Below are 13,191 nucleotides of genomic sequence, written 5' to 3' on the forward strand. Positions count from 1 at the left end.
TCCGACCGGGATGAAGTGGGAAGCTTTCGCCTGTTGTTGAACAAATCTGTTCGCAGCGCCGTTGCCTAAAACATTGATTTGTATAAAAAAGCGAGTTTTGCCCGCTGGCGCCTCGGTGGGGCCAAAAGACACCGTAGCTTCCTTGGCCTTTGCTATGGTCGGCCCCGATTCGTGAGCTGCCTCGCAGTGATCGAGTCGCTCCCGATTCTTCGAGTAACGGGTCATGGCCATCTCGCTTCGCTCCCTCCGCACGATCACAAATGTCGTCACGCCCGAGCAGCTCAGTCATGAGCTGTGCCGCGTCCTCGACAAGCTGGGCGTTGAACATTGGGTCTACGCGATCAACCTGCCCCTCGTGAATGAGCGGCAGAACCAGTACACCCTCGGCGACTATCCCTTGCCCTGGGTCGAGCGCTACCTGGAGTGCGATTACCTGAAGATCGACCCGGTCGTCGCCCACTGCCACGACAACAGCACGCCCTTCCTCTGGAGCGAAGCCCAGCTCAGGGCCCGCTGCGCTGTCGATCCGCACCACCAGCTGGTGAACCGCATGTTCGAGGAGGCCCACGAGTTCGGGTTGGGCGCCGGGGTCAGCGTGCCGCTGCACGGTCCCGGTGCCTGCTGGGGCCTGATGTCGTTTGCCGGCCCGCGCAGTCGCGCCGCCGAGATCGAGCGCCGCCTGCCCGAGCTGCTGACCATCGCCCACTACGCGCATGAGGCCGCCCGGCCGTTTGCGCGCAGCCGCGCCTGCATCACCACGCCCGAGCTCACTCGCCGTGAACGCGAGTGCCTGCACTGGGCCGCCGAAGGCAAGACCAGCTGGGAAGTGGGACGTCTGCTTGGCGTCAGCGAGCGCACCGCGATCTACCACCTGCAGAACGCGGCCAAGAAACTGGAGGTGAGTGGCCGGCAGGCCGCGGTGGCGAGGGCGATCTCGTTGGGTTTGATCAGCCCGGCCTGACGCCCGCAGCGGAGCGCGGCGGGCGCTCCACAGTCACGGCTCCGGACGCCGGGGGAGGGTTGTCCGGAGGGGCCCCCGGTCGCTGTGCACGGCGACCGGGGGCTTTTTTCTGCCCTCCCGTCGCAATGCCTCATGCGCTCGTTGCGGTAGATGGCCATGCCGCTCGCATCGGGCGGAAGGTGGCGAATCATCCATTCCAAGGCGCCCGCAGGGCTCCGAGAGTCGGCGTCCCCGTGGAGGCAGGGTGGCGCGCCGAGCCTTGACGCGCCACGTTCCACGCGGTCTCTGTGAGCTTCATCATCCTGTCAGGGCTTACAGCTGTCGGATGCAACAGGGTGACGTTCTGCTGGTCCTCCGCACTGTCGCGGAGGAGAACGTCAATGATCGAAATCAGTATCGCCCGCGCTGGGGAAGGCGCGCTGTCGGCCGGCTTGATGGACAGCATGTTCCGCTTGCGGGCCGAGGTATTCCGTGAGCGGCTGGGGTGGGACGTGCGGGTGGAGCAGGGGCGGGAACACGACTGGTTCGATCTGATCGGGCCGCGCTACCTGGTCGCGCATGGCGGTGGCGCGGGGCCGCATGCGGTTGGCTGCTGTCGCCTGCTTCCCACCCTGGGGCCCAACATGCTGCGCGACATCTTTCCCGAACTGCTTGATGGCGCACCGGCTCCCGCAGCAGCGGATCTTGTTGAAGTCAGTCGTTTTGCGGTGTCGGATCTGTGTACCCGGGGCGGGGTGGGCTTCAGTGAGCTGCCGGCACGGATGGTTTCGGCGGTGCTGCAGGATTCCGCCTCGCGGGGCGCACGCGCCGTAGTCGGCGTGACCAGTGCGGCCTTCGAGCGCCTGCTGCTGGGTCTCGGCCTCGAAGTGCATCGGCTTGGCCGCGCCAGGAGGATCGGGCGGGTGATGAGCCTTGCCTTCGAACTGCCCCTGCATGCCGCCAACCTGCGCGCGGTTGCGGATGCGGGTTTGCCGTTCGAGCCGGCCCGGGCCGCCTGAACCCGGTCGCTCGACATCGGGCCCCGGGGATTCCCGAGGCCCGATGCGGACGACCTCAGACCGCAGCGACGACGCGCGCCATTGCTGTCTCGCCGGTCGCTGCGCCCTGCGCACGCAGGACCTCCCAGGTGCCGTCCCAGAGCTGATGGCGCGCGTGCAGGGCTTCGCTCGCCGCCATCCGCGCGGCCTCCAGACCGAACGGATTGCGCTCAAGCTCCGCGCCGATCAGGCGCGCCGCGGCGGGGCCGTGGCTGTCGGCGTCCAGCTCGATGTGGCGTTCCAGGTAGTAGACGAACTGCGGCGCCTCGGCGGGCGGGATCGACCAGCTGTCGAGCAGGCCCTGGAACATGCTGGGGATGACGTTCTCGCGCCCGTACAGGAAGCTCGCCATCACCTGCAGGCGATTGCCGTTCAGTGCGGTGTCGAGGGTGCGCCCGACGAACTCGCGGACGAACCAGGGGATCTCCTCGTCGGCCAGCGCCACGCTGAGCATCTCGCCTTCGCGGAGGGCGTCGAGAAAGCGGTCGAAGACGCGGGTGTCGGCGCCGACTTCGCGCATCGCGCCGAGGTAGAGGTCGAGATGGCTGGCCGGACGTCCGTCCGCGCCGATGTCGCTCTCTTCGCCGAGCACGATGTCGTTGATCAGACGCGCGGCTTCCGGGTTGGCGGGCGGCATCCAGGGGATGCGCGTGCAGGTCAGTTCGTTCTGCAGGCGCTTCACCAGGGACATGAAGTCCCAGACGGCGAATACGTGGATCTGCATGAAGGCGCGCAGCTGTTCCGGGCCCTTCAACGCGGAAAACACCGGGTGGGATTCGAGCCCGGCGCGCAGCTGGCGAATCTCGGGGGTCAGGACCGGATCAGGCGTGGCGTGGCAGTGGGCGGCGCTCATCGGGGACTCCTTTCACGGTGCACGGCAGTGGTGAGCCTCCGCGGCGCGGAGGATTCTGGAAACCTTTGGCGTGACGGGCGCGGCACCACCACGGGCATCGCCCGTGCCCCTGTGGCGCGCGCTGGAACAATCGATAACTGGCGGGAGCGATCTGCTTGCGCGTGTTCGCAGCGGGTCTCCGGAGACCCGGGGCCACGCAGGCGAGCTCAGGCGGGCAGCGAGCGCCTCCCGCGGCATGCACAGCACAGCACCACAGCCGCGAAGCGGAGGTGGCAGATCAGGCCGGCTGGTAGAGCGGATACAGGTTGGCTTCCTCGCGCTGGATGCGCTGGGTCAGCAGGCCACCGACCACGGCGTAGTCACGCAGGAAGGCATCGCGGGTGGCTTCGTTGAAGGCAGCGCGCTGATACTTCTTGACGAAGTCCACCACGCCGCGCGCGATGGCGTTCATCTCGCGGCGGAAGCTGCGGATCAGCAGCAGGTTCTCCTCGTCGCCGGCCAGCGAGTTCTCGACGTAGTTGTAGAAGCGCACGTTCTCGGCGATGACGTGGCTCTCAAGCCCGGTCTTGAACGCCACCAGCAGGGCCGGCAGCTCGTGGAAGCGGCCGCGTTCCGCGGTCTGGCCGATCTGCTGGAACAGCTCGACCAAGCTGTGGTGGTCGTGCTTCAGCGATTCGATCAGACGCGAGTCATAGCTGGGCGCCCGGCCGATCGCGCCGGCGGGTGCTGCGGGTGCGTTACGGCCGCTGCCGGCGGGCGGCGCTGCGGTCGCCGTGTCCTGGCCCATCCAGCGCTTGACGAAGTCGAACATGGCGGTCTTCCCCCTGGGATTCCGGACAACGGATACGGGAAAGAACAGTAGTCCTGTGCTGCGGGCTTGCGTACCTGCCAGATCTTGCAGGTTGGTGGGCTTCACGTTTTCGCCCGCCCGATACGCCACCGGCGCATCGGGCGGGCGAACAACATCGGCCTCAGTGCGCGTGCGGCACTCCGGATTTCGGGCAATGGCAGGGCATGGTCGGGCCGTATTCCAGGCCGAAGTTGCGACCTTCGCGGTGGCGCTGCCAGTAGAACTCGGGCGCAGGGGCGCCGAGGCCGCCGACTTCGGCCATGTCGGCGCCGAGATCGAACAGCCGACCGCCGACCATCACCATCGCGGTGTCGGCACTGCGGCGGATGTCCTCCAGCGGGTTCGAGTTCAGCACCACCAGGTCCGCCTTCTTGCCGGCCTCCAGCGAGCCGAAGTAGCGGCCCATGCCGATCGACTCGGCGCCATCGATCGTCGCCGCACGCAGGGCCTCGAAGTTGCTGAAGCCGCCCTGGGTCAGCATCCAGATCTCCCAGTGGTTGGCGAGCCCCTGCAGCTGGCCGTGGCTGCTGGTCTGGATGCGCACGCCGGCGTCGCGCAGCTGCTTCAGGGCCTTGGCCACTTCGATGTGGTAGTAGTCCCAGTCGGGCGCGGTCTCGCGGCGGATCGCGCGCGCGTCCAGCGTCTCCCGCGGGAAGTAGCGGTTGAGCCGCGGCTCTTCCCAGACGTTGTCGCGCGCATACCACCAGTACTCGCCGGACAGGCCGCCATAGCTGACGATCAGGGTCGGCGTGTTGCGCACCCGGGTGCCGGCCCACAGCTGCACGACGTCGCGGTACAGCGGGGCCACCGGCAGGTTGTGCTCCACCGTGCTGGCGCCGTCGAGAATCATGGTCAGGTTGTGGAAGAAGGTGGAGCCGCCTTCCTCGACCACGCGCATGCCGAGCTCGCGCGCCGCCTGGTTGACCTGCTGGCGCTGGTCGCGGCGTGGCTGGTTGTAGCTCTTCACGCTGAAGGCCCCGCGCGCCTGCATGCGGCGCAGGTGCGAGCGGGCGTCATCGAGGCTGTTGACCACCGCCTTGAAGTCGCCGTCGGCGCCGTAGAGGATCGTGCCGGTCGAGAACACGCGCGGGCCGACCATCTCGCCGGCCTGCACCAGCTCCTTCTGGCTGAACACGAACTCGGTGGTGGCGGACGGATCGTGCAGGGCCGTGACGCCGAAAGCGAGGTTGGCGTAGTAGGCCCAGTTCTGCTGCGGCACCACACCCTGGCCGAAATGCGCGGCGTGGGCATGCGCGTCGACGATGCCCGGCAGGATCGTCTTGCCCTTCGCATCGATCACGTTGGCGCCGGCCGGCACCTGCACGCGGGCGCTGGGGCCGACGGCCAGAATCTCGTCACCGCGCACCACCAGCGTGCCGTCTTCGATCACTTCCTCGGTGTTCTCCGCATCGCGCATGGTGATGATGCGCGCGCCGGTGAACGCGATGACCTGCTCGGGCGCGTAGACCGGCAGCTCCAGGCCGACTTCGATGCCGCGCGCGTCCTCGGGCTTGGGCAGTTCCTTGGGTGCGCCGGGCAGGAAGGCGAAGGCATCCTTCAGCTCGCGGGTGAAGTAGCGCTTGCCGACCATCCAGTGCAGGGCCTGGTCGCTGCCGCTGCCGGACCAGTGGAAATAGCTGCCGACGTCCTGGCTGACCTTGGCCACCGGGATCGCCTTGGTGTCCTTGCTGAGTTCGATGCTGCCGCCGGTCTGCGGCATCGGCGCCACGTAGGCGTTGAACAGTTCGGTAAACGCGACGAAGCGGCCATCCGGCGAGAGCGCGATTTCGTTGACGTACTTGAGGTTGAACACCTCGCGCGGCTCTTCGCCGTTCAAGCCCACCGACATCAGCTTCTTCGAGATGCCGCCGCCGGTCATGTAGTAGATGCGGCTGCCGTCGGCCGAGAACTGCGGGTTGTAGCCCTCGCGCGCGACGCGCACCGGCTCGCCGCCTGCCGCCGGCACCCAGAAGATGCCGCGCTCCTGCGCCCACAGGCTGCCGGTCAGGCCCGAGCCTGCGCTGCGCGCATAGACGACCTTGCTGGCATCCGGCGAGAAGCGCGGGTGGTAGTAGAAGCCCGGGCGCATCGTCAGGCTGCGGCGCTCGCCGCTCTCGAGATCCAGTACCAGCAGCTCGCCGAGGTTGGCGTCGGTCCAGGTGGTGTAGAGCAGCTGACGGCCGTCGGCGCTGTAGCTCGGCTCGTACTCGTAGATCGCATCCTCGCGGCCGAGACGCTGCGGCGCGCCGTTCGGCAGCGCCTTGCGGTAGAGCTTGCCGACCGCGTGGAAGACCATCTCGCCGCGGTCCGGGCGGGTCGCCACGTCGCGGATCATGTCCGGCGCGAAGCGGCCTTCGGGCAGGGTGATCTGCGGGTCAAGCGCCTCGATCACGGTCTGCCGCACCTCGGCGCGGAAGGGAATGCGCTCGGCCGAACCGTCGGCGGCGCTGACCTTCCACAGCCCGCCCTGGGCCCAGATCACGATCGCACTGCCGTCCGGCGTCCAGTCGAAGCCGGGGTAGGGGCCGAAGATCGACCAGGCTTCCTGCTGGTCGCGCGACAGGCCGTCCCACAGCGGGCGCTCCTCGCCGCTCAGCGAGTCGAACACGTGCAGCACGGTCTTGTCGCGGATGCGCTTGACGTAGGCGATGCCGCGGCCATCCGGTGCGGGCTCCGGCCGCACCGCGCCGCCGGGGCCGCGAATGAGGTCGCGGATCTCGCCGGTCTCGCGATCCAGGCGACGGATCGCATAGATACCGGCGTGCGGGTTCTTGTTGTACTGGAAGAACGGCCCCTGGGTGACGTCCTCGCTGAAGTACACGTAGCGGCCGTCGGGGCTGATTGCCGGCTCACCCTGGTCCTGCTGGTCGTTCTTCTGCTTGGTCAGCTGCAGGCCGCTGCCGCCGGTTTTGTGCCACATCCACAGCTCGCCCGCGCCCAGCGAGCGCTGGCCGGTGAAGTGCTTGCGCGCGATCAGGTAGTCGCCGTCCGGCGTCCACACCGCGTTGTTGGTCAGACGAAAGTCTTCCTTGGTGACCTGGGTGGGCTCACCGCCGGCCACCGGCATGCGCCAGATGTTGTTGCCGCCGCCGCGGTCCGAGGTGAAGCTCAGCTCGCGGCCGTCCGGCGAGAAGCGCGGCTGCACGTCAAACGCCGGGCCCGAAGTCAGACGCTTGGCCTCGCCGCCCTCGATCGGCAGCAGGTAGAGATCGCCGAGCAGATCGAACACCAGCTGGCGGCCGTCGGGGCTGACGTCCACGCTCATCCAGGTGCCTTCCTCGGTGGTGAAGCGAATCTCCTTGGTCGGCCCGCGCAGCTGGCTGATGTCCCACTTGGACTCATCCGGCTTGGCTTTGGCGTACAGGCTGGGGCTTGCGGAGGCGGCGGCCAGGCTCAGGGCCAGGCTGCCGATCAGGGTCAGGCTGCGCATCGGGTCATCCTTTGCTGCTTCGGGTGCGGGAGCGCTGCGGCCGTGCCGCGGCGGCAGCGCGCGCTCGGACACGCGGAGGCGATCGAACGTGCGTGAAGGGTGCGCTTCACGCTGCGTTCGGGCATGGGCCGGAAGTCGCCGCGGAAGGCGGCCGGTAGAATCCGCGCCATGACTACGCACAGCCCTGGCAACTTCCACAGCGCTGCCCAGGCTTCGACCCTGGGCAAGACGGTCGACTACGCCGACCACTACGACGCCTCGCGTCTGTTCCCGATTGCGCGCGCCGCCAAGCGCAGCGAGCTCGGCATTGAAGCACCGCTGCCGTTCGCGGGCGTCGACATCTGGAACGCCTGGGAGCTGTCCTGGCTGGATCCGCGCGGCAAGCCCAACGTCGCGATCGCCGAAATCCGGGTGCCGGCGGACTCGCCCTGCATCATCGAATCCAAGAGCTTCAAGCTGTACTTGAACGGCTTCAACCAGGAGCGCATCCACAGCCGCGAGGCCCTGCGCGAGCGCATCGCAGCCGACCTGTCACAGGCCGCGGGTGCGGCCGTGTCGGTGCGCTTGAAGTCGCTGGAGGAGGCCGCGGCCGAGCCCATGACCGAGCCGCCGGGTTTCTGTATTGATGATCTGGAACTCGATGCCGACATCGACTGCTACGGACCGCCGCGGCCCGGATTTCTGAGCGCGGGCAACGAGGTGGTCGAGGAGCTGCTGGTCTCGCGTCTGCTGAAATCCAACTGCCCGGTCACCGGCCAACCCGACTGGGCCAGCGTGCAGATCCGCTACCGCGGCCCGCGCATCGACCGCGAGGGCCTGCTGCGCTACCTCGTCTCCTTCCGCCGTCACGACGACTTCCACGAGCAGTGCGTCGAGCGCATCTTCGTCGACCTGATGCGCCGCTGTGCGCCGGAGCATCTGACGGTGCAGGCCCGCTACACGCGCCGCGGCGGGCTCGACATCAACCCCTGGCGGAGCACCCAGACGGGCGAGCCGGGGAATGTGCGGGGGGCGCGGCAGTAGGCAGTGGCTGCAGTCCGGGATCCGGCCGGGCACCCGCGAGGAGCGGGCGCGCTTGAACGAAACGAGCAGCGCTTTGCGAATGACAGAGCAGGCTGTTGAAAGATCAGGCTGCTAGCTCTGCCAGGCATGGCCGGGACGACGACGCAAGGGCGTAAGCGATTGATTCGTCGTGAGGCGGTAGGGACCTGCGCCGGACCGCCGACTTGAAAAACTCCCCGGAAGGGAGTTTCTCAACACGCTGATGGAGCAGTGCGCCACAGATCGACGCAGGCGCCGCCGCTGTGGTTCAGTGCGGGGCTCAGGGAGACACGACGATGCGGAAGCTGATTCCTTTGCTGTTTGCATTGATGGCCGGCGCTGGCCTCGGGCTGTCGACATCGCGGGCCGTCGAGAACGGCGACTGCCAGATCGAGCTCAAGACCTGTCCGGTGTCGACCTACCATCACGTCGCCAAGTCCGATCTCTGCTCCGACGAGACGAACGGCAAGGCCGGCACCTGCCGACCTGACTGGATGCCGCCGGATGCCCCCGAACTGGTCTGCTTTCCCTCCCTTCCGCGCGGCATGGACTGCGAGGTCTGGCCGCAGGGCAGTGCTCTGGTCTACCACTTCGTGACCCAGGGCAGCGTGCAGCCAAGCGTCAGCGGGACCACGTCTTCGCCCTACTACGCCTTCAGGTGCCCCGGCGTGGGATCGAGTGGTGTCGTCCAGATCACCGTGTCCGCGCCCTCTGGCACCTACACCTACGCTTCGATCCCGCTGGCCTGCACCGACAGCGGCTGGATCCAGTAGCTGGCCCGGTGCGCTGACTGCGCGTCAGCCACTCTCCCGATCGCGCAGGTCGCTGGTGCGACTGGTCCGCGACGGTTCTCGCTGCACTGCGCTCACCGCGCACGCGCGGCCGCCGCCCACCCGCTGCGATCAATCAGCTGCCCAGGCTCGCCTCGAGCGCGTCCAGCCGCCGGCGCAGACTGGCGCAGCGGGGCGTCATCGCCGAAGGCTCGAATTGGCAAGCCAGTGCTGGCTCGCCCAGCAGCAGGCGCAGCAGGGCTGCGCGTTCGCGGCGGTTGTACTCGCTGGCGATGCTGGCCTCGCGACTGGCCTCCTGCTCGCCGTCGATCACGGCGACGGCATCCTCGACGCGGTCGCCCACGACCAGTGCCCGCGCCAGCATGGTGCGCAAATGGACGGCGAGGGCCGATCGGCCATCGGAGCGCGCGGTCGCTGTCCGCTCCGCGCGCCGCAGAACCTGCTGGGCCTCGAGGATGGACTCGGGGCGGCCCGTGCGGACCAGGGCATTGCCCAGGTTGACCTGCAGCCGCAGATACAGCGAATCCTCCGCCCCCCGCAGGGCCAGCAGCAGGCGCGAGGCCTCGGCCAGGGCCTGCGCATTGCCGGCGTGGTCGTCCAGCGCCCCCAAGGCTTGGCCCGATCGGACGTGGACCATGGCGACCTGCAGGCTGTCGTCGCCGTAGAGTTCGGACATGCCCGACAGCAGGCGATCGCGCTCTTCGATCAGCGCCTTCCGGGTGGCCTCACTGGCCAGCAGAGGCAGGCGCTCCATGCGGGTTTCCAGCACCCACGCGTGTGAGTCGGGCAGGGCGCCGCGCTGCCATTCCAGCAGTGCGTCCATGGCCTGCAGTGCATCCTCGCTGCGTCCCGCGCGCAGCAGCGCGTTCGCGCGCAGACGACGCAGCTCGGTAGCGAGCGAGTCCTCGGGACCGCGCTGGGCCAGCGCATCCAGCCCGGTCTCAACCGTGGCCAAGGCGTCCGTTGGGCGCCCGCGGCCGGTCAGCAGCCGGCCCTCCGCAAGCCGGTAGCCGGCATTGCGCGCGCCTCCTTCCTCGCGGTAAGCGGCGAGCAGGGCCTCCGCCTGGTCGAGCTGGTTGTCGCGGGCGGCGGCTGTGGCTGCCAGCAGGCGCAGCTCGTTGCGAAGTTCCGTGGCCGGCGCCGCTTCGAGGGCCTGCAGTCCTCGCTGAGCCAGCGCCAGGGCTTCGTCGTTGCGCAGGTACTCCAGTTCGATCCGCCCGATCAGGAACGCGAGCTCGGCGAAGGTGTCTGGCTCGCTGTGTTCCAGCACATCGATGCGCTGGGCGGCGGCCGCCATGATTTCGCGCGCGCCCACGAACTCCATGGAGCGGCGCGCCGGATCGGCCTGCAGGATCGATTCCTGCAGCAGGCCCGACACCAGGCTGGCCCGATTGCGCTCGGCCAGCGCCGCGGCGCGCTGGCGCTCCGCCTCGATCAGGCTGGCGCGGAGCGAGAGCGCCCACCCCGAAAGCATTGCCACCGCCAGCGCCGCCGCCGCGAGTGCAGCACGGTGGCGGCGTGCGAACAGGCGGGCACGGTAAACGCGACCGGAAGGGCGCGCCAGTACCGGGTAGCCATCGAGCAAGCGACGCAGGTCGGCGGCCAGTGCATCCGCGCTGCCGTAGCGCTCTACCGGCGACTTGCGCAGGCACTTTTGGACGACGGCCTCCAGATCGCGACTGATCCCTGGTCGATACGCCGCGACGGCGACGGTCGACAGTGGTGGCGGCTCCACGAACAGCAGCTGGCGCTCGATCTCGGTCGGCTTCAAACCGTCGAACGCCAGCGGATCACGGCCGCTGAGCAGTCGGTAGAGCAGGGCCCCCAGCGCATACACGTCAGTGGCAACGGTCACCTCGCCATGGCTCCAGTACTCGGGCGCGGTAATGCCGGGCGTGAGGAAGCGCTCCGCCGTGACGGTGGCCTGTACGCCGCCGATCGCGTCCATCCGCTTGGCGATGCCGAAGTCCAGCAGCTTCACCTGGCCGGCGTCAGTGACCAGCACGTTGGAGCACTTGATATCGCGATGCACGATCAGCCGCTCGTGGGCGTGTCCGACCGCACCGAGCAGCTGCAGGACGCGCTGCAGCAGGGCCTCGATCGATGGCCGCTGTCTCGCGACCCAGACGTCGATGCGGCATCCTCGCACCGCCTCCATCACCACCATCGGCCGACCGTCCGGCAGGGTGTCGGCATCGATGAAGCGGCAGATCGCGGGATGGTCGAGGCGCGCCAGGCTGCGCTGCTCGTCGAGGAAGCGTGACCGCGCCGCCGGGGAGTGCAGACGTTCCGACACCAGCTTGAGCGCTACCGGCGGCGCATCGACCGGGCCCTCGCGGCGGGCGAGGTAGACCACGCCCATGCCGCCTTCACCGAGCTTGGCCTCAACGCGGTAGCCACCGATGCGCGCGGGCAGCTCCTCGCCGGCCGCGACCCGGGCTGCGCCGGCAATGGCGGCATGCAGGTCTGCGGTGAAGTCGTCCTGGTCTTCGCCCTGCGCATCGGCCTCGAGCATCCGCCTCAGGCGACCAATCAGTTCAGGTGCGTCCTGCGCGCGCGCCGCCAGCCACTGCGATCGCACCTGCGGGTCAAGATCCAGTGCCTCGTTGAACAGCGCGTACAGGCGCCGGTCCGCTGCGGTGTCGACGCGCATGGGGGCGCACCGAACTCAGAGGTGATCGGCCAGCCACGCGCGCGAAAAGCGCCAGTGGCGGCCGACGGTGGCGGTGGAGACGCCCAGCGCCTCGGCGATTTCCTCGCCCTGGTAGCCCGCGAACACCTTCAGTACGACGACCTGGGCACAGGCCGGATCGATCGCTGCCAGCCGGCTGAGCGCGGCGTCGAGCGCGGCTGCCGACTCGGGTCCTTGGGCAGGGTCCTGAGGTTCGACCTCGCCGAGTTCGATCGGGCTGCGCGCGACATCGCCGCCGCGCTTCTGGCTGGAGCGTCCGCGCAGATGGTCGATCAGGGTGTTGCGGATCAGCACGCTGGCGATCGCCATGAACTGCGAGCGGTCCTGCCATTGCGTGCCAGCATCGATCTGCAGGCGCTCGTAGGCGGAGTGCAGGAGGTCGGTCGGCTGCAGCGTGAGCGCATTGCCGCCGCGGTGGAGCTGACGCCGCGCCATATCCTTCAGAACCGGATACAGCGCCCCCATCAGAGCCTCGCGCGCATCGGGCTCGCCTGCGCTCCATCGTCTCAGTAGCTGGGTGATCTCATGCATGCCCGGCAGTGCTCGCAGAATGGAATGGGCAATCGACGTCGCCATGGGCGGCGCGCCACTCTACTGCCGGCGCAGCGGGGCTCCAAGCCGGCGGCTGATGCGCGGCGCGCGCGAAGCCTCGCGTAGACTTGCCAACGCGATCGCATCGAGCAGTCTGTTGCCGGCGTGGCGTCGCCGGAACCCGCAGCACCCGGAACCCTCCAATGAAGAACAAGAACGAAATCGTTTCCAACTGGCTGCCGCGCTACACCGGCGTGGCGCTGGAAGACTTCGGCCAGCACGTGCTGCTGACCAACTTCGGCGGCTATCTGGATGTCTTCGCCAGGCTCACTGGCGCCGAGATCGTCGGCCGCGACCGGCCCATGCCCAGCGCCACGCACGACGGCATCACCATGATCAATTTCGGCATGGGCAGCGCCAATGCGGCGACGGTGATGGACCTGCTGTCCGCGTACTCGCCGAAGGCCGTGCTGTTCCTCGGCAAGTGCGGCGGCCTCAAGAAGAAGAACCAGCTCGGAGATCTGGTGCTGCCGATCGCAGCGATCCGCGGTGAGGGTACGTCCAACGACTACCTGCCGCCCGAGGTGCCGGCGCTGCCGGCCTTCGCCCTGCAGCGTGCGGTGTCGACCATGATCCGCGACCTCGAGCACGACTACTGGACCGGCACGGTCTACACCACCAACCGGCGCGTCTGGGAGCACGACGACGAGTTCAAGGCCTACCTGCGCAAGCTGCGCTGCATGGCCATCGACATGGAGACCGCCACGGTGTTCGCGGCTGGCTTCGCCAACTCGATTCCTTCGGGCGCGCTGCTGCTGGTGTCGGACCAGCCGATGATCCCGGAAGGCGTGAAGACCGAGGCCTCGGACAAGGTGGTCAGCGCCAACTTCGTCGAGCGCCACATCCAGATCGGCATCGAAGCGCTGATGCTGGTGCGCCGCCACGGCAAGTCTGTCAAACACCTGCGCTTCGACTGAGGCAGGGCCGGACACAGAGCGAAAAGGC

10 protein-coding genes are annotated in these 13,191 nt (G+C 68.3%); 5 read left to right on the forward strand and 5 right to left on the reverse strand.

The genetic code is table 11. The features are described from left to right. The first annotated feature begins 223 nt into the window (after positions 1-223). Together Q0654_RS13480 and Q0654_RS13485 are read left to right on the forward strand one after the other, a co-directional pair. A complete protein-coding gene (locus tag Q0654_RS13480) occupies positions 224-961 on the forward strand; it encodes a LuxR family transcriptional regulator (protein ID WP_298854636.1) in 738 nt (245 codons plus the stop codon). Between the two features lie 287 nt (positions 962-1,248). Continuing rightward, positions 1,249-1,959 carry an acyl-homoserine-lactone synthase gene (locus tag Q0654_RS13485; RefSeq protein ID WP_298854638.1) on the forward strand — a complete coding sequence of 237 codons (711 nt, stop codon included), beginning with the start codon at positions 1,249-1,251 and terminating at the stop codon, positions 1,957-1,959. 55 nt (positions 1,960-2,014) lie between these two features. Here the strand turns inward: Q0654_RS13485 and Q0654_RS13490 are convergent, their stop codons facing one another. From Q0654_RS13490 to Q0654_RS13500, 3 genes are all read right to left on the reverse strand, one after another. Continuing rightward, on the reverse strand, positions 2,015-2,851 hold the full coding sequence (locus Q0654_RS13490; protein ID WP_298854640.1) for a DUF3050 domain-containing protein: 837 nt from the start codon (positions 2,849-2,851) through the stop codon (positions 2,015-2,017). 277 nt (positions 2,852-3,128) lie between these two features. After that, entirely contained in the window at positions 3,129-3,662 is a 534-nt protein-coding gene (locus tag Q0654_RS13495) for a hemerythrin domain-containing protein (RefSeq protein WP_298854642.1), read from the reverse strand. Between the two features lie 160 nt (positions 3,663-3,822). Beyond that, entirely contained in the window at positions 3,823-7,131 is a 3,309-nt protein-coding gene (locus Q0654_RS13500) for an amidohydrolase family protein (RefSeq protein WP_298854644.1), read from the reverse strand. A 168-nt stretch (positions 7,132-7,299) separates the two neighbouring features. Here Q0654_RS13500 and queF point away from each other — a divergent pair, with 168 nt between their 5' ends. Both queF and Q0654_RS13510 read left to right on the forward strand, forming a co-directional pair. Beyond that, complete coding sequence (queF, locus tag Q0654_RS13505) at positions 7,300-8,154, forward strand: NADPH-dependent 7-cyano-7-deazaguanine reductase QueF (protein WP_298854646.1); 855 nt, start codon at positions 7,300-7,302, stop codon at positions 8,152-8,154. Between the two features lie 314 nt (positions 8,155-8,468). After that, positions 8,469-8,945, forward strand: a complete 477-nt coding sequence (locus Q0654_RS13510) for a hypothetical protein (RefSeq protein ID WP_298854648.1) — start codon at positions 8,469-8,471, stop codon at positions 8,943-8,945. Between the two features lie 133 nt (positions 8,946-9,078). On the opposite strand, the gene Q0654_RS13515 is transcribed toward Q0654_RS13510, so the two are convergent. Beyond that, on the reverse strand, positions 9,079-11,616 hold the full coding sequence (locus Q0654_RS13515; protein WP_298854650.1) for a serine/threonine-protein kinase: 2,538 nt from the start codon (positions 11,614-11,616) through the stop codon (positions 9,079-9,081). A gap of 15 nt (positions 11,617-11,631) precedes the next feature. Continuing rightward, complete coding sequence (locus tag Q0654_RS13520) at positions 11,632-12,186, reverse strand: ECF-type sigma factor (RefSeq protein ID WP_298854652.1); 555 nt, start codon at positions 12,184-12,186, stop codon at positions 11,632-11,634. Positions 12,187-12,389: 203 nt separating this feature from the next. On the opposite strand from Q0654_RS13520, the gene Q0654_RS13525 reads away from it, so the two are divergent. Beyond that, a complete protein-coding gene (locus Q0654_RS13525; RefSeq protein WP_298854654.1) occupies positions 12,390-13,163 on the forward strand; it encodes an AMP nucleosidase in 774 nt (257 codons plus the stop codon). Positions 13,164-13,191: the final 28 nt, after the last annotated feature.

Origin of the sequence: uncultured Aquimonas sp. (assembly GCF_937888285.1) — a bacterium.
GTDB lineage: Bacteria > Pseudomonadota > Gammaproteobacteria > Xanthomonadales > Xanthomonadaceae > Aquimonas.